Raw genomic sequence first — 22,219 nt, 5'->3', positions numbered from 1 at the left:
CATTCTACATATTTTTTTGCATAAAGAAGCATAAATGCAGGAATAATTCACACATTATTTTTTCATCAAGTGAACCGTATAATTTATTGTTTTTAATAATTAAATACAAAAAAGCTAAAAAGAAGCATTGACCTCTTTTTAGCCAAATAGATTAACTTTTTTATTTAAACTGTAAAATCGTCACCTAAGTAGACTTTACGTACCTGTTCGTTATCCAGAATTTCTTGTGGAGTGCCTTCTGCAATTACCGCACCTTCGCTCACAATATATGCACGTTCACAGATCGCCAAAGTTTCACGTACGTTATGGTCTGTGATAAGCACACCAATACCACGATCTTTTAAGGTCTGGATAATATCTTTAATATCACCTACCGAAATTGGATCGACACCGGCAAACGGTTCATCAAGTAACATAAACTTAGGATCAGCAGCCAATGCACGTGCAATTTCAGCACGGCGGCGCTCACCACCAGACACACTCATTCCCAATGAATCTTTAATATGACTGATTTTAAAGTCATTCAACAATTCAGTAAGACGTTGTTGGCGCTGTTGTTTATTTAAATCTTTGCGTGTTTCTAAAATAGACATAATATTTTCAGCAATTGTCAGCTTTCTAAAGATAGAAGCTTCTTGCGGAAGATATCCGATTCCTTTACGTGCCCGTTCATGCATTGCCAAATCGGACATATCAAGATCATCAAGGTGAATTTCACCTTTGTCCATACGCACTAGCCCAACAACCATATAGAAGCTTGTTGTTTTTCCTGCACCGTTAGGGCCAAGCAAACCAACAATCTGTCCACTTTGCATACTAAAAGATACGTCTTTGACGACCCAACGTTTACTATAGTTTTTTGCTAAGTGCTTAATACACAAAGTTTGGGGTTGAAGAGCTTGTTGCATTAGTCACGCGCTCCTGGGAAACTTTTTGAAGTTGATGGCGGAATAATAATTTGAACACGGTTTGATGATGAACCTTGAGCTTCAACATCACCTTTGTTCATACTATATTTCAATGAGTTACCGCGGATGCTTGAACCATCTTGATATAGATATGCACCACCAGTCAAAGTAATAATGCCTGTATCTGCATTATAAACAATGGTTTGACCCTCGCCTCGTGCAACGCCCTTGTCAGCACTAATTTGCTGTTGAAATTTAGACGGTCTACCTTTGGCAGTAATCGTTTGAATTTCACGTTTAGAGTTTAGCGTAGCAACAATTGAGTCGGCTTGAAGCTTCATCGTCCCTTGCTCAATCACGACATTACCCGTATAAGTCGTTAAACCCGTTTTCTCATTATAAGTTGCACGGTCTGCCACTAACGAAATTTGTTGATTACGGTCAGACGGTAAAGCAAAAGTCGAAGCAGATGATAAAGCAACGAATGTAATTACCGCAGCTTGTTTTAGGAAAGCTGAAGAACGTTTTAAATTAAGACTTTGGTGCATACTTTCCTCGAATATTAAAAAATTCGTACTGACCATTATTCAAATTAGCTTTTAACCCTTTGCTGACAAACTCGGCTTGCGGAGATTGAACAACCACTTGGTGATCTGTTTCAATTTCTCGGGTTTTTGGATATCCGGTTAACTCATCAGTTTGGAATTCAATCTTCCCTTGTGGTGCCAGTTTAGTTGCGACCACATCACCCGATAAAATAACTTTACGGTTATCATCGTAGCCATTTGCCTGTTTTGCAAAGAATGTCGCATCAACTTTGCCATCTTTATACATCGAGGCATTAAGTTGATCCAACTTTGATGTTTTTTGTTGCATATCCTGTTCAAGCTGACGAACTTCAGCACGAATATACAAATTGCCTTGATCATCAGTTTGAGTCAAATGGACGCCCTGCGCTGAATATGTCATATTCTTCGCAGAACCAATGTCTAGTTTTTTTGCCTTGCCACTATAGTAGTAGTAACCACCACTTATAGCAGCAACCACTACAGCAACAATTGATAAAACTCTGGTATCCATGAGCAGGAATAGCCTACCTTTTTAAGTAATCTTATTATTAATGCGGTACTGCAAGATATTTTTCAAGAAGTTCTTGGTAAATGCCTTTTGCGATCAGCAACATATCACAGACTTCACGAACTGCACCACGCCCACCCATCGATTGCGTAACCAAATGCGCACGGCGACGTACTTCTTCGTGACCATTTGGCACAGTAACACTCATACCTGCGATTGCAAAAGCAGATAAATCAGGCCAATCATCGCCCATATATAAGCAATCAGACGGCAAAATATTAAACTGCGCACAAGCTTCACGAAGTGCTGAGCCTTTGTCTTCACGGCCTTGAAAAACGAGGTCTACGCCTAAATCAGACATACGTTTTTCAACAATATTACTTTTTCTGCCTGTAATAATGATAACTTTCATGCCTGCTTGCTGTGCAAGCTTCATTCCTAAACCATCACGAATATCGAATGATTTAATTTCATCGCCGCTATTGGTTAAGGTTACGAAGCCATCACTCAAAATACCATCAACATCCAGAACCAATGCCTGTAAATGACGTGCTTGTTCTAACAATGCATAAGATGCCATTGATTAATTTACCCCTGCCTGAATAAGGTCATGCATACTAATTACACCAATCACTTTGTTTTGGTCATCTACCACCACAAACTGACTAATTTTTTTCAGGTTCAGCTGTTGTAGAGCTTCTACCGCACGTGCTTCTTGAGAAATCGTTGATGGTTTTTTTGTCATCACTTCTGAAACAGGCAAATTCACATCAAAACCTTGCTGTTTATCAATTAAACGGCGCAAGTCACCATCGGTGAAAATACCAAGCAAATGTTCTTGTTCATCTACAATTGTCGTCAAGCCTAAACGTTTATTAGAAATTTCATAAAGCACTTGATTCATTGGTGTATCTGGTGAAACTTTTGGTAGTTCATCGCCTGTATGCATCAGATGTTTTACATGTAAAAGTAAGCGTTTACCCAACGCACCTGCTGGATGGGAACGAGCAAAATCATCTGCGGTAAAACCACGCGCTTCAAGTAAAGCGACAGCCAGTGCATCACCCAATACTAAAGTTGCTGTCGTACTCGACGTAGGCGCCAAACCTAATGGGCACGCTTCGTCAGACTCACCTAAAGTTAAAGCGATGTCAGCATTTTGTGGCATTGGGCCTTTATCATCACGGCTAATCGTAATAAGAGGAACGCCAAGATGTTTGATTAAAGGCATCAACATCATGATTTCATCACTTTTTCCAGAGTTGGAAATCGCAATTAAAACATCACCACGAACCAGCATTCCCAAATCGCCATGCCCAGCTTCGCCCGGATGCATAAAAAACGATGGAGTACCAGTTGAGGCGAAAGTTGCAGCCATTTTACGGCCAATATGCCCTGACTTACCCATGCCAGTGATCACAACACGACCTTTACACTGTAACAATATTTCACAAGCTCGGTTAAAACTGTCACCAATTTGTGTTGCTAACACATCTAAGGCTTGTTGCTCAATACGCAATGTTGCTAATGCGCTGCTTTGGAAATCTGTAGGATTGGGCATACGAGTTTGACTCAAAATAATTGATCTGATCTCTTGTGAAGATCGGTGATTTTAATCAAAAGATTTGGGGGCATTCTAACATAACTCAATCATCTACACGTTTTTAAATGTATAAGATTTCACAAGCTTATAAAATTCTTGCATAAACCTTTGTGAAAAATGATGCATCAGTTATGATGTAACACTGTTTTTGTTGAGTGTTTGAAAACCCTTATGCAACCGTTTGTTTTATATAACTCTGAGCAACGAAAAAAAGTTGAATTTGTACCTCGCAAAGAAGGTCACATCGATATGTACGTCTGCGGTATGACCGTTTACGACTACTGTCATATCGGGCATGCTCGAGTTATGGTTGCATTTGACTACATTATTCGTTTCTTACGTAGCCAAGGCTGGAATGTTCGCTACATTCGCAACATTACCGACATTGACGACAAAATCATCAAACGTGCGAATGAGAATGGTGAAACAATCCAACAACTCACCACTCGTTTCATCGATGCAATGAATGAAGATGCAGCGAACCTAGGCTGTTTAGCACCAGATGAAGCACCTAAAGCGACTGAATATATCGACCAGATGCAAAATATGATTGGCAATCTGGTGAATAAAGGCGCTGCTTACCCTGCTTCAAACGGCGATGTTTATTTTGAAGTTACCAAATTTGAAAAATATGGTCGCCTCTCTGGCCGTAAGCTTGATGATATGCAAGCTGGCGCAAGTGAGCGTGTTGATGTAGAAGTGGAAAAGAAACATCCGTTTGACTTTGTACTTTGGAAACATGCAAAAGAAAATGAACCGTCTTGGGCATCTCCTTGGGGTAATGGCCGTCCGGGTTGGCACATTGAATGTTCTGCAATGTCGACTTGCTGCCTAGGCAATCACTTTGACATTCATGGTGGTGGTTCAGATTTAATGTTCCCGCACCATGAAAATGAAATTGCGCAAAGTGAAGCTTCGACTGGTGAGCAATATGTAAACTATTGGATGCATGTTGGCTTCATTAACGTTGATGGTGAAAAGATGTCTAAGTCTTTAGGCAACTTCTTTACGATTCGTGACGTGATGGAGAAATTCCACCCTGAAGTGATCCGCTACTTTATTGTGTCTTCACACTATCGTAGTCCTGTGAACTTCTCTGATGTAGCACTTAAAGAAGCAAAAACTTCTTTAACTCGCTTCTATCATTCATTTAAAGCTTACCAACAAGTGTACGGTCAAACGACAACTGAAACGCTTGATCAAAGCTTTATTGAACGTTTTAACAATGCAATGTGTGATGACTTCAATACTGCTGAAGCAATGGCTGTATTGTTTGAACTGAACAAAGAGTTAAACCGTGCTGTAAAAGAAGAGCAAGCTGACCAAGCGACTGTGCTTTATTCGACATTACGTCACCTCACCAACATTTTAGGTTTGGTACAACACAATGTAGATGATTTCTTAAAATCAGATATTGGACAAGAAGCGCTTGCTTTGTCTGATGCTGAAATTGAAGATTTCATTCAACAACGTGTTGATGCGAAAAAGGCAAAAGACTTTGCGAAAGCAGATGGTATTCGTCAGTCTCTACTCGACCAAGGTGTGGTACTTGAAGACACTCGCCAAGGTACAGTTTGGCGTCGTGCTGATTAAACGTTCAATTAGATCACAAGAGTGTTGACACTTTAATGAAACACTCTATAATGTGCTCACATTGCGGGAATAGCTCAGTTGGTAGAGCATAACCTTGCCAAGGTTGGGGTCGCGAGTTCGAGTCTCGTTTCCCGCTCCAAAATTTAAAAACCACCTAATTTGAAAGAATTAGGTGGTTTTTTTATTGATTCTCAATTAGAAAAAATCAGCTACGCCCGACTGTTTCTTATCTAATGGATCTTAATAACTAATATTTAAAATTATTCTGACATAACCAAGAAAATTAATCTGAAACTATTTCAAAGTAAATTTATAGATTCTAGAACCACTTTATAGAAAGAAAAAATGGCCTTAATTAATTGTAAAGAATGTAAGAAAAAATTTAGCAATCTTGCTTATGCATGTCCTAAGTATGGTGCACCCACATCATACTCAACAGAAAAAAATGAGGTATCTATCCAAACGAATACCCCCTCTTCTTTTGATTTACTTGAGAGGGAAACTCACAATCAAATCATGACTTATTATTGAAGTTTACATGATCAGATCGCTCGGTTAGGAGGAGTAACACCCGACAGCCCAGAATTTAATGAAGAAGAGATTGTAAGAGCAGTGATTACAAGAATGGTGCAGTTTAAAAGGATGTTTTTAACTATTGATCATTTTGATGGAAAACCTCAAATCCAATTCATTCCAAGTGATTGTTGGATTCTAAATAGTGAGAATATTGTAAAAATTATTGCTGATCGCGAAGGACTTAAAAAAAGAGCTTTTACCCGATATTATTCAAGCTGCAGTAAATCGATTGGCTAAAGCACCCTAGGGTGCTTCTTAATTATGCTGTAAGCTTATTTAATAAAATGAGTAATCTTCTCCATTATTTATTTCGCTATTCAAATCATCAAGGCTTGATTCTGCTTCAGGAACAACGTCACGCCAATTTTCATATTTAAGTCTTTCAAATTGATTATTCACTTCTTCTATTTTAGATTCCAAACTTACAATATGATCTTGTAATTACACTACTTTCTCTTCTAGTTCAGCTATTTTTTGTTCCTTTTCAGACATCATGTTGTCATAGTCTTCTTGTGTAACCGTCTTGCTACATCCCATTAATAATATACTTGATGATATGAAAACAGTTTGAATGAATTTGTTTGCTTTCATAATTTTCCCCTATTATTTTAAAGGTATTTTTAAAACTAATTAAATTAACACATCTATTATCTATAATAATAAATAGATACTATTTGAAGGGGGTAGCTTTAATACTCTAATTTACTATATTATATAGTGCAAAATTTATCTATTGATAAAAGATATCATAATTTTAGCAATTCATTTATAAAATATTTTGGAAGTTCATGTTTATACATGGCAAACATCAAAGTTATGAAATTTAAAATTAATCTAGTTTTTTTAACCTCTATCATCATTGGCTTTTGGTATGTATCAGGTAGAAGCTACCTTGATGGAGTAATGCATTCAACTGGTTTCTCCACAGCTCACTTAGGTGTAGAAGTATCAGATTATGCATATTATGGTTTCTTATACTCTTATCATCAAATATTATGGTTAGGTCTTGTAATTTCAACTTTATTATTATTTTTTAAAATTATTAAAACAAAAAATAGTATACTAAAAGGAATTTATTATTTTCTAGCATATTTAAAACATAAATTTTTTGAAAAAGGTATGCTATTTAATGAAATTAAAGTAAGAAATCAAATTTCCTCTAAGATTTTAGAGGGTAGTCTGAAAGCTAAAGAACTAAACTTTCCATTAATTTTAAACTTATGGTCTGCCTTTAACTTAATATTTCCCGTAATTTTATTAGCTATTATTTATAATTGGATTAATTTCTACAATGAAGGAGAAGAAGAAGGCGAAAAGACTATTTTAACTGGAATCAGCTATATAGAATCAGATAACGATAAATATTTTGAGCTTATTTGTGGAAAAGGAAACTGCATTTATCAAACTAAAGATTTCTCCAAAAGTATTTCCAAAAAAGAATATACTATTAAAATTAAAAATCTTAAATCAATAACTACTTATAATTTCATTGAAATAGATAAATCATTCTCAGCCTTTGAAGTAGATAAGCACACCAATAAAGAAAATATTATTTATTTATATCAAGTTAATATGACTAAAGAACTAACACAAAATGACTTAAAAAGCCATATAAGCTTATGTACGAAAGAAAATAAAATTTATCAGCCTATAGTAATTGAAAAAACTGTCTCTTTGAATTTACTAGCAAATAGACCCGAACTACCTATCTTTTTAACTTTTGAACTACCTAAGAATGAAAAAGTAGAATTTATTTTTGCCCATAAGCCACCTTATCAGTTAAATTGTCCAATTAAGCCTCAACAAATATAAAAAACCTTAATCTTACTAAAAAGTTAAAATTAAAAACATATATATAAAATAACCCACCTAATGGTGGGTCTTTAATAGTTTTTAATATCTATTTCTCGACAATTTTAGGGGTAGGATTAAGCACCCTAAAGATCGCAATAGGAGTCATGCCGAATGCTGTATCAGGTCTACCAAATTGCTCCTTAAGCATAGTCATTGTTTGAGTAATCAACTCTTTCATTTCATTTTTTTCTGTATGATACGTGAATTTATCAAATGGAACTGCATCAAGTACTCCTAGAACATACCATTTACCTGACAAAAACTCGCCATGCTTAAAATTGATATCTAAACCCGCATTTGACATCTCGTTTCGGCTTAATGTCATCCAGACTTCAAGACAAAAAGGTATATTATTTTCCCCTAACTCCCCTGTTTCAACCAATAATTTTCCTTCCAAAGCATATGGCACTTCTTTAATAAAACTAAATGCTGGTTTTAGAGACTTTTCTAATTCTGCTTTTTTTCTTTTGTGAGCTTCAGTCTTATTTGGCATGGTACCAAGCATAAAATCTGCCGCTGGTTGCATAAATTCTTTAACTACAGATACATCAACTACACTCAATCTACCTTCTAAAAGAACAAGATTTCCCAGTTGATTTTCATCTAATTCTCTATGAATAAATCCGAGTTGATCTAAACGATTGATCATTTCCCTCGGCATTGTATATGTAGCATCATATTGGTGTTCAGAACCTAAACTCGCAGAATGATCAGTACCACCTTTACCATTTGCAACTCCAGGAACACCTCCAGACGCTTCAAACTTACGAATATCTGTTATATTGCTCGTATTTTTAAATGTAGCTAGCGAACCATTTCCAGTAAGTTGTGCATAAAAGGACTTTATTTTTGTATTATCAAGATAAAAGAAATCAAAGATTGATTTGATGTCTTGTAATTCTTCCGCCACGGTTAATCTGCTCCTCAGCTTTTTTTCTCGTATCATTATACTGAGTAACACCATCTTGCATAGCTTTTTTATAAGATTCAACAGCTTCCGATAATAGTTTTGCAGAACTATCTAAATGATCTTTTTGTTTTTTGCCATTAAACCCAAATGAGAAATTCATAAGGAAGCTCCTTAAGATAAAAATACCCTAGCTGTCAAATAACTCTAGAGTTATCTATAACTATATTTACTAATACCCCTGCTGTCAATGACACTTTACATACTAAAACCTAGCCTAATAAAAACAAAAAATATTATTTTTCAATAATTTAAATTGTTTATTTTTTCAAAATTCACATATATTATATTTTTTAAAATATGCTAAAAGTGTGGTATGTTATGCATTTCTTAAAATGCTGACGCTCTATTTAGTTTTAAGAAATAAAAACCTTAAACGTTTTATTTTCCGACTTAAAATACAGCTATATTTCATATAAGAATTAATTACAAGATACACCAAATTAACTTTTGTACCTCTCAGCGAACTGTCTAATTTTTCTCAAATCATCAGATTTACGCCCCCCTACTTTCATTAAGTTTTTTGTGTTAACAATCAATTTCCACGCTTACAGTGCCTTCAAACTAGGCAAGATTATTTTCTTAATCTCTCAAATGGTAGATTAACTCTTTAAATACATATTTGGCATACCCCGCAGATCTCTAATCTCACGATGTATTCTTTCAAAATAGGCTTTAAGTTTCTCTACCTCGTGCCATTGAACTATCACACTGTATTTATTAGATTGGATGTTTAAAAGCTAATTATGTGATTATTAGTGCCTTCCAATTAATCTTTTTCTCATCACCACCCTCAAATATTTTTAGCTAATTCTTTTGCTAAACATTGTTCATGCCAAGTGGTTTGGAAGTTCTCGACAGCTTTGGACTTAATGAGAGGGTCTTCAAATAATTTTGAAGAATATGCAGATTTGATAAGCTCTAGATAAAGTTGTTTGGCTTGTTGCTCTTCAAGATGATTGGCGATGTCATGTAACTCTTTAGCGGGCACTTCATGTTGTCTAGCATCCATCACGCCACTCGCTGCTTTTTTCACAGTTTCACAGTAATGAAGTTCAATTGCTTTTGATGCTGCATAACATTGAATTGAAACTGCGCTTATAAAGAGGAATATAAATCTCATAATCTCACCTTAATTTGACGCGCAAGGTTATCAATTAATCTGCCCAAATTTAAGTTAAAAAAGGTTATTTTTGTTTTCTCTTCTTTTATTTCACCTTTTGCACTTGAGTATTAGAAGCTTTCAGCACTGTTCCATCTGCCACGACTGGTGCCATAAATAGAATTTGCTGACCTGTATTTTTATCAATTAACAGCGAATGGCGCTCACCACTTTCAAATAAGTTGTGCTCTCCCCATTGTCGTAAAGCTACAATCACGGGAAATAAACTCTCCCCTTTAGCGGTTAATACATATTCTTGATAAGCCGTGCCATCCGAAGCATCTTGCATTTCAAGAACACCAGCATCCACTAATTTTTTAAGTCGGTCAGAGAGAATATTTCTCGCAACACCTAAGCTCCGCTGAAAATCTCCAAAACGGCGCATTCCATCAAAAGCATCACGCACAATAAGCAGTGACCAACGATCTCCTATGAGATTGACACAGCGCGCAACAGGACAAGGTTCATCTTTTATCAGTGTAGAGTTCGCCATTGAGTTTCCTAACCGATCATCAGTAATAAGTTATCTAGTTGCATTTTAAAACTAGTCGATCTAACATTCAACTAGTTGCATTTTAAAACTAGATTGAATGGATTTAGGACAATGAAAGCTTCTCTTGCATCTTCAACCTCAACCACTGAAAGCAATAAACCGCTTCCAAGCATGCCTCGTGGCGTAATTTTGCTGTTTGCTATAGCAAGTGGTGCAAGCGTAGCAAATGTCTATTATGCGCAGCCCTTGCTCGACATATTGGCAAGAGACTTTAATGTTAGTCATGCCGCCATTGGTGGTGTGGTGACGGCCACACAAATAGGTTGTGCGCTAGCTTTAATCTTTTTAGTGCCGTTGGGTGATTTGGTCAATCGACGTCGATTAATGGCCCTACAGTTACTAGCCTTAGTATCTGCATTGTTAGCGGTTGGCTTTGCCCATTCTACGATTATTCTTTTGGCAGGAATGCTTGCAGTAGGTTTACTCGGCACAGCCATGACTCAAGGGCTTATTGCCTATGCTGCAAGTGCTGCTCTCCCAAATGAGCAAGGCCATGTGGTCGGTACTGCACAAAGTGGTGTATTCATTGGTTTACTGCTTGCCCGTGTATTTTCAGGGGGAATTAGTGATGTAGCAGGTTGGCGTGGCGTGTACTTTTGCGCAGCCCTCATCATGCTCATGATCGCTTTGCCCCTTTGGAAACGTCTGCCTCATTTAAATATTCAACCTAGTGCCATGCGCTACCCGCAGCTTCTGGCTTCTATGCTCAAGTTACTGCGCCAAGAAAAAGTACTCCAAGTGCGCGGTGTGTTAGCTTTACTCATGTTCGCGGCATTTAATATTTTCTGGAGCGCATTGGTACTGCCGTTAAGTGCCCCGCCTTATAGCTTTTCTCATACTGTAATTGGGTCTTTTGGACTCGTTGGAGTGGTCGGTGCTTTGGCTGCTGCACGTGCAGGTTACTGGGCCGACCGTGGATATGCTCAGCGCACAAGCTTGGCAGCACTGTTAATATTACTGCTCGCTTGGGGTCCACTTTCACTCATGGCTCACTCGCTCTGGGCACTCGTAATTGGCATCGTATTACTAGACTTAGGCGGGCAAGCTCTGCATGTGACTAATCAGAGTATGATTTTTCGCACTCGTCCAGAAGCGCATAGCCGTCTTGTTGGTCTATACATGCTCTTTTATGCGATAGGTAGCGGATTGGGTGCAATCAGCACAACAGCGACTTATGCTTATGCAGGTTGGCTTGGCGTGTGTGCACTCGGTGCAGGTGTAAGTTTCTTGGCCCTATTATTTTGGAGGATGACACGCCATATCGTGCCTTAAATCACTTATGAAAAAGATAACAATATACAAATAAATAAAATATAATAATCCAAAGTTTTATAAGCCCATGAATAAGAAAGTTTAGTCTTTAAATCTTAAGTTCGAGCGGTAATAGAATGAAATCTTCTTTAACAATCTAAAGATTGATATGCAACTTTAGACAATTACTATCAAATATATGCAAATCCCTATAGGAACAAAATTGGGTATTAATAATAAATTGCTTTACACGGTTGTATTTGCCCTTGTTGCAGGATGCCATCAGCAAGAAGCAAACGACAGTACAAATGCTGTGAAACTCCCAGCCTATCAGTACGATGGTTTCTCTGGTTCAGCACGCTTAAAAGGAAACTTGGAGTTAAAGCAAGGATGTCTTTATGTGAAAGATATACTCATTGTCTTTCCAGAACATAGCGCTCAGTGGGATGCTGAAAAAAACACTTTAAGTTATAAAGGTCAGCAGATCGGCTTAGGGGGCATATTAGATATTGCTGGAGGTATTGGTAATTTTGAGCAAGACAATCTACGCATTAAACATTTGAGTCCCATGTGTGATCATCAGAATATTTGGTTTGCCGGATAATCTTTTGTGAAAGTAAATTAAAAAAGCCCCTGTCTGGGAGCTTTTGAAAATTGTTGAAGCGCTGTTATTTGTAGCTTAAAAACTTAACTTGGGTGAATTTCTGCCGTCAATCTTTGCAAATCATGACCCGAAGGTGCTTGATAAACACGTAAACCAAACTCGGGAAGAATCGCAATTAAATGGTCAAAAATATCTGACTGAATTGCTTCATAAGAAACCCATGCAATTGTGTTGGTAAATGCATAAATTTCTAACGGCAAACCTTGGCTGGTCGGTTGTAACTGACGAACAATAATAGTTTGATTTTGAGCAATGCCCTTGTGCTGACGCAAGTAAAATTCAACATAGGCCCTAAATGTACCAATATTGGTTAGACGGCGCTTGTTGTAACGAGATTGATTGCTTAAATGCTTATTGAATTCTTCAATTTCAGAGTTCTTTGCATTTAAGTATTGATCTAACAATAAAAAGTCTTTGAGCTTTTGTTGCTCTTCATCACTCATGAAATGAACGCTACTTTGATCTATAAAAAGTGAACGCTTCATTCGACGGCAACCCGAATTGCTCATACCACGCCAGTTTTTGAATGTATCGGTCACGAGCTTATTGGTTGGAATGGTGGTATAGGTTTTATCAAAATTTTGAACAGTCACCGTATGCAGTGAAATATCAATTACATCACCATCTGCATTGAGTGATGGCATTTCAATCCAGTCCCCAATACGCACCATATCATAAGAGGCAATTTGGACACTCGCCACCAAAGACAAAATGGTATTTTGGAAAACCAGCATTAATACTGCTGCCATCGCACCAAAACCAGCTAGTAAAGTGAACACATCCTTTTTAAGGAATGTTCCCAAAATCATGAGGCCACAGACAACAAATAAAATGAGTTTAACCAGTTGTAAGTAACCTTTAATCGGTTTGTTTCTAGATTTTGGATTACGCTGATAAATAAGATTAAAGATATTTAACAGCTCGCTGACCGTAAGCGCGAGTGTAAGAAAAATGAATGCTTGCGCTGCCATCTCTACAAAAGCAATAAACTTCGGAGATAGGTGAGGAACCGTTGCAATACCGTTCATAATCACAACGGCAGGAACAATATTTGCAAATTTCTTTATAACGCTATGCTGAGCGAAAATAGACTGATTTGGTGATTTGAGTTTTGTGACTAAATGACGAACGCCCCGAACAATAATGCGTTTGGCAATAAAATTTGCTATTGCAGCAAATAAAATCAAAATCGTGAGTGAAACCAACATTTCTAGCCAAGGATATTGACTTAACTCACCCCGAATATCACGGAAAAAATTTAAAAAATCCAAACCTATACACCTTTAAAATTTCTTTTGTAGAATTTTAGGGGTTAAGAACGTTTCTCATAAGGTTTGTTTACATATGTAGTCATAAATACAACAACTAAATTATATACCCTGCCCAAATTTAATTATGATCCGTTAATTTTAAAGCTTCATTTGCTTATGTTGAAGACCAATTATATAAACTAGATCGGGCTTATCGGTTCATTTAGAATAAGGCGTTAAACGAATAATTCTGGTTTGAGTGAGTGAAATTTTCTGATTTTTTGACTTTTATTGGAACAGTCTGGTTTAGCTTATTGTTTATCTATATTGCTTGGACATTTTTTCTTAAAAGTCAGGTTCAAAGATTTTTAATTTATAAACGAGGAAAGATGACTTCTGCCGAGGTCGTATATTTTCAAGACTCATTAGCTAAGGTGCAATATCGCCCTTTATGTTATATCAAATTGAAATTTCAAACTGAGCAAGGCCAAGTCATTACTGAAAATCTAAAGGTGCTTATTGCTAAGCAAGATCAACATAAATATAAAGTGGGTAGCGTTATCAATATTAAATATGACCCTAAAAACTTAAAGAATATTTCGATATTGGGCGAAGTGATGATTTAGGTCATTAGAGATTATTTAAAAAGTAGGATAAACCTTGAGGTGCGCGTCCATTTAAACGACTACTTGTGGTTACTCGAACTAGATTACTCCAAGTAATATTGCAACAATGCTTGATCAATTTTTTAATTAAAGACACGTCTTCATGACATGAAATAGGCTCAAAGCCACCGACCAAAAGATAGACTTCTGCACTAAAACTTAAATTTGCCCCGTGAATATGCTCGTGGTCCATCTGATCTTTATAGTGCGCTAAATATTTTTGCTGTTTCGTTATAGAGAGATGACTAAAATCGTCTAGCGTTACAGTGCCGCAAATTGCATCTGTGGGTTGGTGCTGGATTTGATAGCGCAGCCAATCTGGACTCACCACGGTGTCTGCATCGGTACATGCAATCCAAGTTACATCACGCCCGATTAAATGACGGATTCCTAAATCCCTCGCCTTGCCGACACATGCATAGTTACATTCAATCCAGTTGATTTGATGGCTTTGGACAATCAACCGCGACTGATCTGTACAGCTATCAAGTACAACAAGCACTTCTACCTCATAACCGCCGATGTTATCTATGGCGACCTGAATAGATTGCAGGCAGGCCGATAGATAGTGCTCTTCGTTATGCGCTGGAATAACGATACCTATTTTCATCTTAGTTTTTCCTGCTGCGCTAAAGAGGAAGTGTTCGCCGTCCACAGATCAATCATAAAGTCTGGGTCGTTTAAGCTGAGGTAATGATGAAATGAGAAATGTTGCTGAAAAGTTTGATGCACTTGTTCGGCGTTTAACTCAAAATCTTGAATTTCATGACGCCAGTGACAACACAGAATCTCACCATCATCATTTAAACTATGCTTTAACTTTTCAATAAACTGATGTAATTCATCCTTGGATAAGTAATAGGCCATCTCACTAATTAAAATCAGATCAAATTTTTGAATTGAATAGTCTTCGGGTATTTTTCTGTTTTCAATAACGACATGCTCAAAGTCTTTTAAACGCTCGGAAGCCAAACGAACGGCACACTCAGAGACGTCTATACACACTAACTCCTCAGCTCTTTGTGCCAAATGAAAACTTAAATGGCCATTTGAACAGCCTACTTCTAGAACCTTTGGATAGCGGGGTTTTGTTAGCAGCGCGAGACAAATTTGTCTTTTACGAGCTTCATACCAATGAGCGTCATAGCCCCATGGGTCACTGTTATGACGATATAAATCTTCAAAGTACACGCGAGAATGAATCACTCAAATAAACCTCATAAGGCATTAAAAGACGTTTAATCGCAATTGGAGAGAGAACCGCAGCATTACCTGTCGTTTCATCTGCTTCAAGTTGGGTTTTAAACTGCAAAATTGCTTGATGTTTTTTTGTTAGCTGTTCTTCGGTTAAGCGGTAGGCTTTTGCTCGGTGCCAATCAATGCGTGGGTCTAAAGGCTCTGCCCAATGCCAAGCCCAGATTAATACGTGTAAACAAATTAGTTGCTTAGCGGTTGCATAGGCTTGTACGGTTTTACCTACTGCTTCATGGTCTGGGTGACCATCAAATTCATAGCTACAAATTAGAATATCGTCAGCTTGAACCAACTGGTCTAAACTCTGCCAAAGTTGTTCGGTTTGCAAATGAATCTGACCATCTAACAAATTAAGTTCTATATGCTCGGTTGACTTTGCTACCCCTAGACAATTTAAGGCTGCCAAGCTTTCTTGCGGGCGAAGAATATTGAGCTGATCCGGAGAATACTTTGTAGAGTTAGGATGACTTTGTGTGCCGTTACTCACTGCTAAAATTAGGATCTTACAGTTCAGTGCAACAAGCTGCTGCATTAAGCCACCACAGCCAAGTATTTCATCATCAGGATGTGGCGCAACAATTACGACCCTTTTTGAGCGAAATAGTTCAGGATCTAAAGCTGCTAACGGTTGTTCTTTAAATGCCTCTAACCATTGCTCTTTGGCCGTACCCTCACCAAAAATAACGCGGTCTTCGACCAAAGGATGTTTTAAAGTTCCCATAGGCTTTGCTCCGATACACAGAGTTCTGCAATTTGTTCATAGTCAAAAGCAGCATGACTTTGCCGTATAAACACAGGCAGATCAGCCATGAGCTGAGCAAATGTCGCATCCTCACAAAAAGGACGAGCGCCTAAGGCTTTCCCTACTCTTTCAATAATACTCAAACAGCATTGTTCTGTTTGGGCACGCAATATTCGAATTTCCCGCTCATGACTTAGCGTTGGTTTCTGGTCTATAAGCTTGGCCACATATTGAAAATACTGTTTGGTGATATCTAGCTGCTGAGCGACTTCGCCTAAATACAATTTTTTATAAGGATTCGGATTTGCCTGACAGCTTTCTTGTAAAAAACCGGCTAGACGAACGGCGGCACCAAACCAACAGGCCGCAACACCTGCTGCACCATGCCAAAAACCTGGGCGTTTTAAATAACTGTTTGGCTGACCAACCATCTGAACAGGCGTATTCTCGAAATGAACTTGTGCAGTCTGTGTTGCGTGCAAGCCTACAGCGTGCCAGTGGGTTAAATCGGTCGTAATGGATGGATGACTTAAGTCAACAATACAAAGCTGCGCCTGCCCTTGCTGATCCTTATAACTCATTAAAGCTTTTTGAATAAATTTCGCACCAGAGCACCAAGGTTTTATGCCATTACAAAGACTATCTTTCACTTGTAATGGCGCTGGTCCACCGTCTGCTGCCCAAACAGCCCAAGTCTGGTCATCTATTTGTTGTTGATAATCTAATTCCCTCAAAATGCTTAAAGCATCGCAATGAGACTCAAAAAGCTTAGCTAAACTTAAGTCGACTCCAGCAATCTGAGCAAAAAGTTGCCAACGTTGATAGGTTTGGCCAGAAGCTGGGTGAGGCAAATTGTGAGTTAAACTTACCAATTGATTGAGCAAATCTATACGAAGCTTACTTTTCTCTTCAGCTAAGGCAGCTTCAAATTCACTCAAGATACTTAATATCGTCATATTTATAGGTATTTTAATATTCATTGCAAATAATTATTTATAAGACTTGATTTAACCATATCTAAATACTTCTGTTTAAATAAACATATAAATTGTAATAAAAAGATAAATATTATTAGTTTTATATCTAATTATTTCATTGTTATTCAAATACACCCATTAAGTGAACTTATAAACCGATCATGTAAGGTTTATTAAAAACTCAACATTTAGTTCATTATTTAAAGTAATTTAGTTGTTACCGTTTTTCTATTTCTACAGAAGAGGTCTAAAATGAACACTTTAAATATTAATGATATTAAAAAACACGCAGATGTTATTGCTTCTTGTGGCACTAAAGTAGGAACAGTCGATCACCTCGAAGGTGAAAATCAGTTAAAGCTTACCCGAGACGAAAGTGGTCAACATCACCTTATTCCTACAGGATGGATTGGGGAAGTAAAAGAAGACCAAGTCATTCTGAATAAAAATTCAGAGGAAGTTAAAGATCAGTGGCAAGCGATCTAGACTTCTAAATATAACTATAAAAGAGTTAGCTTTTATAAATAAGCTATTTTTTACTAATAAAATAAAATTAGTTTATTACTAATAATCTAAAACTAAGGCTCCTTTTTATAAAGGAGCCTTTTTTTATTTATCTCATATTTAAAATAAAAAAGCTTACCCTCGTGTTGTGTTAAATATACCCAATCTTTAACAGAGCTGCTTTTATCTCTATAAACCTTTTTGAGTCTCATTTTGTCCCTTAAGCACATGGTGATCAATTTTACTTAATGCTAAAAATTGTGCATTCGCATTAAATGAACAATTATGAATAGGGTGACGTATATGATCACAGGGAATCATCAGCTTAAAGCAAGAAAGGTCCATTTCGATTTTACCGAATCATCGGTCTGTTGGATGCCGAATGATCCTCTATGCTCGCATGTCGCCAATGGCATCAACATGCTCTTGCCCGCTGGTGAATTTTGGTTTTGCCGTGTGTTTAATAAAACCCTGCCCTTAATTACCGATGAAACACTAAAACAAGAAGTGATTGGATTTGTCCGTCAAGAAGCAGCTCATGCACGTGCACATGAAAAAGCACAGGACTTCTTACGTGAAAATGGTTACGACATTCAAGAAACACTCAACCGTGCCCATTTTGTTTTTAATATTTTGTTGGGTGACAAACCTTTAGGCATACCTTTTTTAAAAGGCGAAAAGCTTGATGAATATTGGTTACTTTTCCGAGTGGGCGTGATTGCTGCAATCGAGCACTTTACGGGAACCATTGGTCAATGGACGCTAGACAGTAAGACTTGGGACCAAGCTGACCCTGCTATGGCAGATTTGTTCCGTTGGCATTTGGCTGAAGAAGTGGAACATCGATGTGTTGCTTACGATTTATTTGAGCACCTTTTAACAAACAAATTTGGTTTTTATGTGTCGCGCCAAGTGATTATGGCGGCGGTTTTCCCATTGTTTATTTACTTCCTTGCTGACTTTGCCCGTAGTCTAGGTAAGCAAGATTTAGAGCATGAAGATATTCAAAAATTGATGCGCCGTGGCTACTTTAAAATTATTCGTGAATTTGAAAAAACCGCCACTCGCTCAGACAACTTACCGACCATTAAATATTTGTGGAAAGCGACGTTAAGATGGGTATCTCCAAAGTTTAACCCAATTCATGAGGGAGACACCGAGCAAGCTTTAGCTTATATGGCTCGCTCGCCTGCGGTTCAATATTTTGAAGGAATGGCACAGGCTGCAAAACCTGCGACATTAAGCTAAGCAGCTATTTTTATATAGAATGAAAAGCCTCCTTTGTTTGGAGGCTTTTTCTTAGATAGGTTTTGTCGCTTAAGCAAAATTTAAAAAGAAATAATCCAACAACCGACCTCTTTCATCTACCACATTTTTATCTAAAAGCTGAACCATTGCCCCATCAATCATAAATAAGAACATGTAAGCATCTTGGAGTGAAGCCGTAGATTTTAAGGTTAAAAGCACCTTATAGATTTCGCTAACCAACCAGTTTCTATAATCAATCACGACTTTATAGGCAACTGGGTAGAGCTTTTCTATTTCAAAAATTGCTTTAAAAGGTAAATGATAAAAGCCATTTAAGTCGGCATGTAAAAGGTAAATCTGCTTAAGTTTATCGAGCACCATTTGCTCACGGTAAGAATTAATAATGGAAAACACTTTTACTTTGAGCGCGTCTTTTTGAAAAGTGAGACACATCTCGATGAGTCGTGCTTTTGAGTGAAAGTCGTTGTAAAAAGTAGCCTTGGCGACTTTGGCCTCTGCAATAATTTGGTCGACCCCGACCTTATGAAACCCATATTGATTAAATAAGTTTTTTGCTACATGAAGCACTCTTAGTGCTCTAAATGAAGATTCTAAATTTGGCATAGGAATACCGTTTAAATAATTTTTTGTTGTATCTAAAAGAGATAGAAATGCCGTCACTCTTAAAATGAGTGCTAAAAACAGGCATGCAAAAGCAGCACAAAAATGTGCCTAAGCTATCTCAGGTTTTATTGTTGCTATGATTTTTTAGTCGTAACGAGCTAAGGTTGTAGAAAACCTAGAGTCGATTGAACCGCTTTATAGATTGCTCGAGTGGTATGAATAAAGAGACTTTGGCAACGGCCAATAAAGAAGAAATAGTACGCATAGCGGACTCCTTTGGGTATAAAGAAGCTTCACCACATTACTGTCAAATAATGGTGGCGAAACGAGAGAAGGTTGACAGACTGATACCCAAAAGATCAGCACACCCGAAGGTGTCCCCCTCCCGTTCCGCCGCAGAGGGGGCACGCAGGGATGCCCACAAAAAAGAGAGACTTTTTCGTGTGCTTTGGGTATGCGGCCTGTCAAAGCCGACTGGCAATGTGGCCAGCAGGCAAAGGATAATCGGAGGGGTTTTAGGTGTCAATGTGATATTGGCTACAAATAAAGCTTTAAAAACATGAGTAAAAAGATTTATTAATACCTTAGAGAATGCTTTTATTTTTTTAGATTTTAAAATTTAAGTAAAACTTAAAAATGCAATTCGTTATATTAATTCATTAAGACTTTGAATACCGAGTTTTACGCCATAGCTACCTTCACTATCGTTATCAAGCCAACCACCATTAATTAAAGCTGGCACAGTCTTATTTATCACTTTACCAGCTAATAGTTTGGCATCGTTTCTACTTAAATAGCCAACTGTTAAACCGTTAATTTCAATTTTAACTGCGTTCTTGTCATAAGCATTAAAAGGTTCAGAAACAACTCTAGCCATTACTTCTACATATTTTGACTTTTCTTGTTTAGGCCCAGCAATCTTTCTTAAATTTGCTTGATAGGATTGCTCCCCAACAATATCAACCAAATAGATTATTGATCTTTCACTAGTGAGATTTTTCTTCTTATGTTTTTTACTTAATATTAAAAATAAAACCAATAAGCCAAATACTCCCAATATCATTTCCATTCTTTTTCCTCTTATTATTCATAAAAAATATAAAACTAAAGATATTAAAAAGAGTAAACCAGAAATCAGCTTACTCTTTCATACCCTTATTTAATGACAATGATGGTCACCAGTTTTGCTATTCGTATGACATCCTTTAGAGTTTGTACCCCCAGAATGAGCATTAACCTGTGTAACTGCTAAACCGATTAGACAAATGAATAAAAGTTTTTTCATGAGTTTATTTCCTTCAAGTCGGAATTATAATTGAGTTTTTATTGTACAAAATAAAATTATTAAGCTTTGATAAAATAGATGAATGACTTATAAACTTTAGTCTAGTTTCTATTTATAACCATTTTGTTGAAATATCTCTTTAAAAAGATAAACCATGAAAATTTGTATTGTAGGCCCTTCTGGCGCTGGTAAAACAACTATCACTAAGAAATTAGCTGATGAATTAAAGATATCAACTTATGGGTTTGATGAGATCTACTGGAATATAAGTGGAACTGAGTTTGTAAAGAATTCGGAAGAAACAATCTCAAGTGGTACTCAAGAAATCGCCTTACAAGATAGCTGGATTGTAGAAGGAGCTTACGATAAACGCTTACTTCCATTACTTCTTGAATGCTCTTTAATTTTAAAAATGGAAGTTCCTTTTTATTTAAGAACAATAAGGCTTTTACAACGTTATTTAAAGTCTATATTTACACGCAAGAAACCCAAAGAAAATCTAAAAAATACATTAGAGCTGATTTGGTTTTCACATAGTTTTGATAAACGTTTAGAAAAATTTTTGAGTAGTAATGCTCAACTCTCTAAAAAGACTATTCCTTTTAATAACTTTTCAAAAGCTATAAATATTATTCAGACTATTTTTAAAAACAATTAATTCATTTATGAAATCATGATGAAAGAACGGAGGTGGGTTGACAGACCAGTCATCTAGGAACTGGCACGCACTAAGCGTCCCGCCTCCGTTCCGCCGCAGAGAATAATAAGAGAGATTTCAAGTGTCAATCGGATATTGGGTGGATTCTTAAATTTAATTATCTAGTTTAATTAGGGAATTATATGTGGGGATACACCGATAAAATGAATAATTAAATCCATTTTATCGGCTTGCTAGAAGAGGTTTTTAAAACCTTATTTTTTATTGTTTAATATATTTTGGGAACTCTTTTAAAACCTTATGACAAAAGTGGCCCTGTGTATCCTCTTTCTTGCGTTCCTCAAATTCCTTCATACCAAATTTCATAACCTCTCTACCGTATTTTTCACCAAGGTCATGTTTAGTACATTTTGCGGCAGCATCCTTTAACTCTTCTGAGTAATAGTGATAATTACAATCGAGCTGAGCACGGCTTAAAAAACCATGTAGTTCCACTGCTTTCTCACACTGAGTTTGCTCTAGAAGATTTCTAGACTCTTGAGCAGCATAAATTGATGTTGCTAAGAATAAAGTGAAAATCGTTACTAAAATATTACGCATTATTTCCCCGACAAAGTTATTAAAAGTATTAGTGATAATATTGCGGGCGTATTAAATAATAATTATTTATAAGTGTCTATTAATAATAAAGAAAATGGGATAACCCTCCTCTCTTTTGAATACTTAATCACCTTAATAAAATTGGGTGATTAATTTTTATCAAGTGAATGATATTAAATTTGTTTTATAACCATCTTTAATATT

The 22,219-nt window shown here is 36.8% G+C and carries 27 protein-coding genes and 1 tRNA gene; 9 read left to right on the top strand and 19 right to left on the bottom strand.

Translation table 11 applies throughout. The annotated features are described in order from the left end of the window. Positions 1-164: 164 nt before the first annotated feature. Genes lptB through RMA94_RS10570 form a run of 5 tightly spaced genes read right to left on the bottom strand, consistent with a single transcriptional unit; the run spans position 165 to position 3,546 of the window. The gene (gene lptB, locus RMA94_RS10590) at positions 165-908 is read right to left on the bottom strand and encodes an LPS export ABC transporter ATP-binding protein (RefSeq protein ID WP_002122331.1); all 744 of its coding nucleotides are present in this window, start codon (positions 906-908) and stop codon (positions 165-167) included. Beyond that, positions 908-1,456 (bottom strand): lipopolysaccharide transport periplasmic protein LptA, encoded by a 549-nt coding sequence (gene lptA, locus RMA94_RS10585; RefSeq protein WP_002122334.1) that lies wholly within the window; start codon positions 1,454-1,456, stop codon positions 908-910. Before lptA ends, lptB begins: the two co-directional genes overlap by 1 nt. Beyond that, positions 1,440-1,988, bottom strand: a complete 549-nt coding sequence (gene lptC / locus RMA94_RS10580) for an LPS export ABC transporter periplasmic protein LptC (RefSeq protein WP_005070181.1) — start codon at positions 1,986-1,988, stop codon at positions 1,440-1,442. The genes lptA and lptC overlap by 17 nt, the downstream gene beginning before the upstream one ends. 37 nt (positions 1,989-2,025) lie before the next feature. Then, positions 2,026-2,565 (bottom strand): HAD family hydrolase, encoded by a 540-nt coding sequence (locus RMA94_RS10575; RefSeq protein ID WP_002122322.1) that lies wholly within the window; start codon positions 2,563-2,565, stop codon positions 2,026-2,028. 3 nt (positions 2,566-2,568) lie between these two features. Then, on the bottom strand, positions 2,569-3,546 hold the full coding sequence (locus RMA94_RS10570; protein WP_002122342.1) for an SIS domain-containing protein: 978 nt from the start codon (positions 3,544-3,546) through the stop codon (positions 2,569-2,571). Between the two features lie 213 nt (positions 3,547-3,759). Here RMA94_RS10570 and cysS point away from each other — a divergent pair, with 213 nt between their 5' ends. Together cysS and RMA94_RS10560 are read left to right on the top strand one after the other, a co-directional pair. Next, positions 3,760-5,181 carry a cysteine--tRNA ligase gene (cysS, locus tag RMA94_RS10565; RefSeq protein WP_005076856.1) on the top strand — a complete coding sequence of 474 codons (1,422 nt, stop codon included), beginning with the start codon at positions 3,760-3,762 and terminating at the stop codon, positions 5,179-5,181. A gap of 63 nt (positions 5,182-5,244) precedes the next feature. Continuing rightward, a tRNA-Gly gene (locus tag RMA94_RS10560) sits at positions 5,245-5,320 on the top strand. 878 nt (positions 5,321-6,198) lie between these two features. On the opposite strand, the gene RMA94_RS10555 is transcribed toward RMA94_RS10560, so the two are convergent. Beyond that, positions 6,199-6,348: a hypothetical protein gene (locus tag RMA94_RS10555; protein WP_311082811.1), complete on the bottom strand. Its 150-nt coding sequence runs from the start codon at positions 6,346-6,348 to the stop codon at positions 6,199-6,201. Between the two features lie 207 nt (positions 6,349-6,555). Between RMA94_RS10555 and RMA94_RS10550 the strand changes: the two genes are divergently transcribed. Further along, positions 6,556-7,569 carry a hypothetical protein gene (locus tag RMA94_RS10550; RefSeq protein WP_311082810.1) on the top strand — a complete coding sequence of 338 codons (1,014 nt, stop codon included), beginning with the start codon at positions 6,556-6,558 and terminating at the stop codon, positions 7,567-7,569. Positions 7,570-7,657: 88 nt separating this feature from the next. Here RMA94_RS10550 and RMA94_RS10545 read toward each other — a convergent pair whose 3' ends face one another. The 4 genes from RMA94_RS10545 to RMA94_RS10530 form a co-directional block, all read right to left on the bottom strand. After that, positions 7,658-8,521: a hypothetical protein gene (locus tag RMA94_RS10545; protein WP_311082808.1), complete on the bottom strand. Its 864-nt coding sequence runs from the start codon at positions 8,519-8,521 to the stop codon at positions 7,658-7,660. Beyond that, the gene (locus RMA94_RS10540) at positions 8,484-8,681 is read right to left on the bottom strand and encodes a hypothetical protein (protein ID WP_311082806.1); all 198 of its coding nucleotides are present in this window, start codon (positions 8,679-8,681) and stop codon (positions 8,484-8,486) included. Before RMA94_RS10540 ends, RMA94_RS10545 begins: the two co-directional genes overlap by 38 nt. Before the next feature lie 690 nt (positions 8,682-9,371). Then, positions 9,372-9,701, bottom strand: a complete 330-nt coding sequence (locus tag RMA94_RS10535) for a hypothetical protein (protein ID WP_311082805.1) — start codon at positions 9,699-9,701, stop codon at positions 9,372-9,374. 85 nt (positions 9,702-9,786) lie between these two features. Continuing rightward, the gene (locus RMA94_RS10530; protein WP_311082804.1) at positions 9,787-10,233 is read right to left on the bottom strand and encodes a helix-turn-helix domain-containing protein; all 447 of its coding nucleotides are present in this window, start codon (positions 10,231-10,233) and stop codon (positions 9,787-9,789) included. Positions 10,234-10,344: 111 nt separating this feature from the next. Between RMA94_RS10530 and RMA94_RS10525 the strand changes: the two genes are divergently transcribed. Both RMA94_RS10525 and RMA94_RS10520 read left to right on the top strand, forming a co-directional pair. Continuing rightward, positions 10,345-11,565, top strand: a complete 1,221-nt coding sequence (locus RMA94_RS10525) for an MFS transporter (protein ID WP_311082803.1) — start codon at positions 10,345-10,347, stop codon at positions 11,563-11,565. Positions 11,566-11,743: 178 nt separating this feature from the next. After that, complete coding sequence (locus RMA94_RS10520; protein WP_032038435.1) at positions 11,744-12,148, top strand: hypothetical protein; 405 nt, start codon at positions 11,744-11,746, stop codon at positions 12,146-12,148. An 83-nt stretch (positions 12,149-12,231) separates the two neighbouring features. On the opposite strand, the gene RMA94_RS10515 is transcribed toward RMA94_RS10520, so the two are convergent. Further along, the gene (locus RMA94_RS10515) at positions 12,232-13,479 is read right to left on the bottom strand and encodes a mechanosensitive ion channel family protein (RefSeq protein WP_005070199.1); all 1,248 of its coding nucleotides are present in this window, start codon (positions 13,477-13,479) and stop codon (positions 12,232-12,234) included. Between the two features lie 242 nt (positions 13,480-13,721). Between RMA94_RS10515 and RMA94_RS10510 the strand changes: the two genes are divergently transcribed. After that, positions 13,722-14,084, top strand: coding sequence for a DUF3592 domain-containing protein (locus RMA94_RS10510; protein ID WP_311082801.1), 363 nt, complete (start codon positions 13,722-13,724; stop codon positions 14,082-14,084). Between the two features lie 4 nt (positions 14,085-14,088). On the opposite strand, the gene RMA94_RS10505 is transcribed toward RMA94_RS10510, so the two are convergent. From RMA94_RS10505 to RMA94_RS10490, 4 genes are read right to left on the bottom strand one after another with little or no spacing between them, the layout of a single operon-like run. Next, on the bottom strand, positions 14,089-14,733 hold the full coding sequence (locus RMA94_RS10505; RefSeq protein ID WP_311082800.1) for a glycosyltransferase family A protein: 645 nt from the start codon (positions 14,731-14,733) through the stop codon (positions 14,089-14,091). Further along, on the bottom strand, positions 14,730-15,329 hold the full coding sequence (locus RMA94_RS10500; protein WP_311082799.1) for a class I SAM-dependent methyltransferase: 600 nt from the start codon (positions 15,327-15,329) through the stop codon (positions 14,730-14,732). Before RMA94_RS10500 ends, RMA94_RS10505 begins: the two co-directional genes overlap by 4 nt. Further along, on the bottom strand, positions 15,304-16,098 hold the full coding sequence (locus tag RMA94_RS10495) for a PIG-L family deacetylase (protein ID WP_311082797.1): 795 nt from the start codon (positions 16,096-16,098) through the stop codon (positions 15,304-15,306). The genes RMA94_RS10500 and RMA94_RS10495 overlap by 26 nt, the downstream gene beginning before the upstream one ends. Next, positions 16,086-17,099, bottom strand: coding sequence for an acyl-CoA dehydrogenase (locus RMA94_RS10490; RefSeq protein ID WP_311082795.1), 1,014 nt, complete (start codon positions 17,097-17,099; stop codon positions 16,086-16,088). The genes RMA94_RS10495 and RMA94_RS10490 overlap by 13 nt, the downstream gene beginning before the upstream one ends. 249 nt (positions 17,100-17,348) lie before the next feature. Here RMA94_RS10490 and RMA94_RS10485 point away from each other — a divergent pair, with 249 nt between their 5' ends. Then, positions 17,349-17,582, top strand: a complete 234-nt coding sequence (locus RMA94_RS10485; RefSeq protein ID WP_014206240.1) for a DUF2171 domain-containing protein — start codon at positions 17,349-17,351, stop codon at positions 17,580-17,582. A 321-nt stretch (positions 17,583-17,903) separates the two neighbouring features. Continuing rightward, positions 17,904-18,848, top strand: coding sequence for a metal-dependent hydrolase (locus RMA94_RS10475; protein WP_311082792.1), 945 nt, complete (start codon positions 17,904-17,906; stop codon positions 18,846-18,848). Between the two features lie 69 nt (positions 18,849-18,917). Here RMA94_RS10475 and RMA94_RS10470 read toward each other — a convergent pair whose 3' ends face one another. The 3 genes from RMA94_RS10470 to RMA94_RS10460 all read right to left on the bottom strand — a co-directional run bounded on the left by RMA94_RS10470 (position 18,918) and on the right by RMA94_RS10460 (position 20,757). Beyond that, entirely contained in the window at positions 18,918-19,472 is a 555-nt protein-coding gene (locus RMA94_RS10470) for a TetR/AcrR family transcriptional regulator (protein WP_086266320.1), read from the bottom strand. Between the two features lie 646 nt (positions 19,473-20,118). Further along, entirely contained in the window at positions 20,119-20,541 is a 423-nt protein-coding gene (locus RMA94_RS10465) for a hypothetical protein (protein ID WP_032056591.1), read from the bottom strand. 90 nt (positions 20,542-20,631) lie between these two features. Then, positions 20,632-20,757 carry a YHYH domain-containing protein gene (locus tag RMA94_RS10460; protein WP_005076872.1) on the bottom strand — a complete coding sequence of 42 codons (126 nt, stop codon included), beginning with the start codon at positions 20,755-20,757 and terminating at the stop codon, positions 20,632-20,634. Between the two features lie 154 nt (positions 20,758-20,911). On the opposite strand from RMA94_RS10460, the gene RMA94_RS10455 reads away from it, so the two are divergent. Next, entirely contained in the window at positions 20,912-21,415 is a 504-nt protein-coding gene (locus RMA94_RS10455; RefSeq protein ID WP_033850525.1) for an AAA family ATPase, read from the top strand. Between the two features lie 261 nt (positions 21,416-21,676). Here RMA94_RS10455 and RMA94_RS10450 read toward each other — a convergent pair whose 3' ends face one another. Next, positions 21,677-22,015 carry a hypothetical protein gene (locus tag RMA94_RS10450; RefSeq protein WP_017481398.1) on the bottom strand — a complete coding sequence of 113 codons (339 nt, stop codon included), beginning with the start codon at positions 22,013-22,015 and terminating at the stop codon, positions 21,677-21,679. Between the last annotated feature and the right edge of the window lie 204 nt (positions 22,016-22,219).

It is taken from the genome of Acinetobacter sp. V115_6, assembly GCF_031799025.1.
GTDB lineage: Bacteria > Pseudomonadota > Gammaproteobacteria > Pseudomonadales > Moraxellaceae > Acinetobacter > Acinetobacter pittii.
Note: the sequence above shows the minus strand (reverse complement) of the source record. Positions and strands in the feature narration are given on the sequence as shown.

Coding starts and splice junctions, on each gene's coding strand:
- lptB (WP_002122331.1), bottom strand. CDS start 908: ATGCAACAAGCTCTTCAACCCCAAACTTTGTGTATTAAGCACTTAGCA.
- lptA (WP_002122334.1), bottom strand. CDS start 1,456: ATGCACCAAAGTCTTAATTTAAAACGTTCTTCAGCTTTCCTAAAACAA.
- lptC (WP_005070181.1), bottom strand. CDS start 1,988: ATGGATACCAGAGTTTTATCAATTGTTGCTGTAGTGGTTGCTGCTATA.
- RMA94_RS10575 (WP_002122322.1), bottom strand. CDS start 2,565: ATGGCATCTTATGCATTGTTAGAACAAGCACGTCATTTACAGGCATTG.
- RMA94_RS10570 (WP_002122342.1), bottom strand. CDS start 3,546: ATGCCCAATCCTACAGATTTCCAAAGCAGCGCATTAGCAACATTGCGT.
- cysS (WP_005076856.1), top strand. CDS start 3,760: ATGCAACCGTTTGTTTTATATAACTCTGAGCAACGAAAAAAAGTTGAA.
- RMA94_RS10555 (WP_311082811.1), bottom strand. CDS start 6,348: ATGAAAGCAAACAAATTCATTCAAACTGTTTTCATATCATCAAGTATA.
- RMA94_RS10550 (WP_311082810.1), top strand. CDS start 6,556: ATGGCAAACATCAAAGTTATGAAATTTAAAATTAATCTAGTTTTTTTA.
- RMA94_RS10540 (WP_311082806.1), bottom strand. CDS start 8,681: ATGAATTTCTCATTTGGGTTTAATGGCAAAAAACAAAAAGATCATTTA.
- RMA94_RS10535 (WP_311082805.1), bottom strand. CDS start 9,701: ATGAGATTTATATTCCTCTTTATAAGCGCAGTTTCAATTCAATGTTAT.
- RMA94_RS10530 (WP_311082804.1), bottom strand. CDS start 10,233: ATGGCGAACTCTACACTGATAAAAGATGAACCTTGTCCTGTTGCGCGC.
- RMA94_RS10525 (WP_311082803.1), top strand. CDS start 10,345: ATGAAAGCTTCTCTTGCATCTTCAACCTCAACCACTGAAAGCAATAAA.
- RMA94_RS10520 (WP_032038435.1), top strand. CDS start 11,744: ATGCAAATCCCTATAGGAACAAAATTGGGTATTAATAATAAATTGCTT.
- RMA94_RS10505 (WP_311082800.1), bottom strand. CDS start 14,733: ATGAAAATAGGTATCGTTATTCCAGCGCATAACGAAGAGCACTATCTA.
- RMA94_RS10495 (WP_311082797.1), bottom strand. CDS start 16,098: ATGGGAACTTTAAAACATCCTTTGGTCGAAGACCGCGTTATTTTTGGT.
- RMA94_RS10490 (WP_311082795.1), bottom strand. CDS start 17,099: ATGAATATTAAAATACCTATAAATATGACGATATTAAGTATCTTGAGT.
- RMA94_RS10485 (WP_014206240.1), top strand. CDS start 17,349: ATGAACACTTTAAATATTAATGATATTAAAAAACACGCAGATGTTATT.
- RMA94_RS10475 (WP_311082792.1), top strand. CDS start 17,904: ATGATCACAGGGAATCATCAGCTTAAAGCAAGAAAGGTCCATTTCGAT.
- RMA94_RS10470 (WP_086266320.1), bottom strand. CDS start 19,472: ATGCCAAATTTAGAATCTTCATTTAGAGCACTAAGAGTGCTTCATGTA.
- RMA94_RS10465 (WP_032056591.1), bottom strand. CDS start 20,541: ATGGAAATGATATTGGGAGTATTTGGCTTATTGGTTTTATTTTTAATA.
- RMA94_RS10460 (WP_005076872.1), bottom strand. CDS start 20,757: ATGAAAAAACTTTTATTCATTTGTCTAATCGGTTTAGCAGTTACACAG.
- RMA94_RS10455 (WP_033850525.1), top strand. CDS start 20,912: ATGAAAATTTGTATTGTAGGCCCTTCTGGCGCTGGTAAAACAACTATC.
- RMA94_RS10450 (WP_017481398.1), bottom strand. CDS start 22,015: ATGCGTAATATTTTAGTAACGATTTTCACTTTATTCTTAGCAACATCA.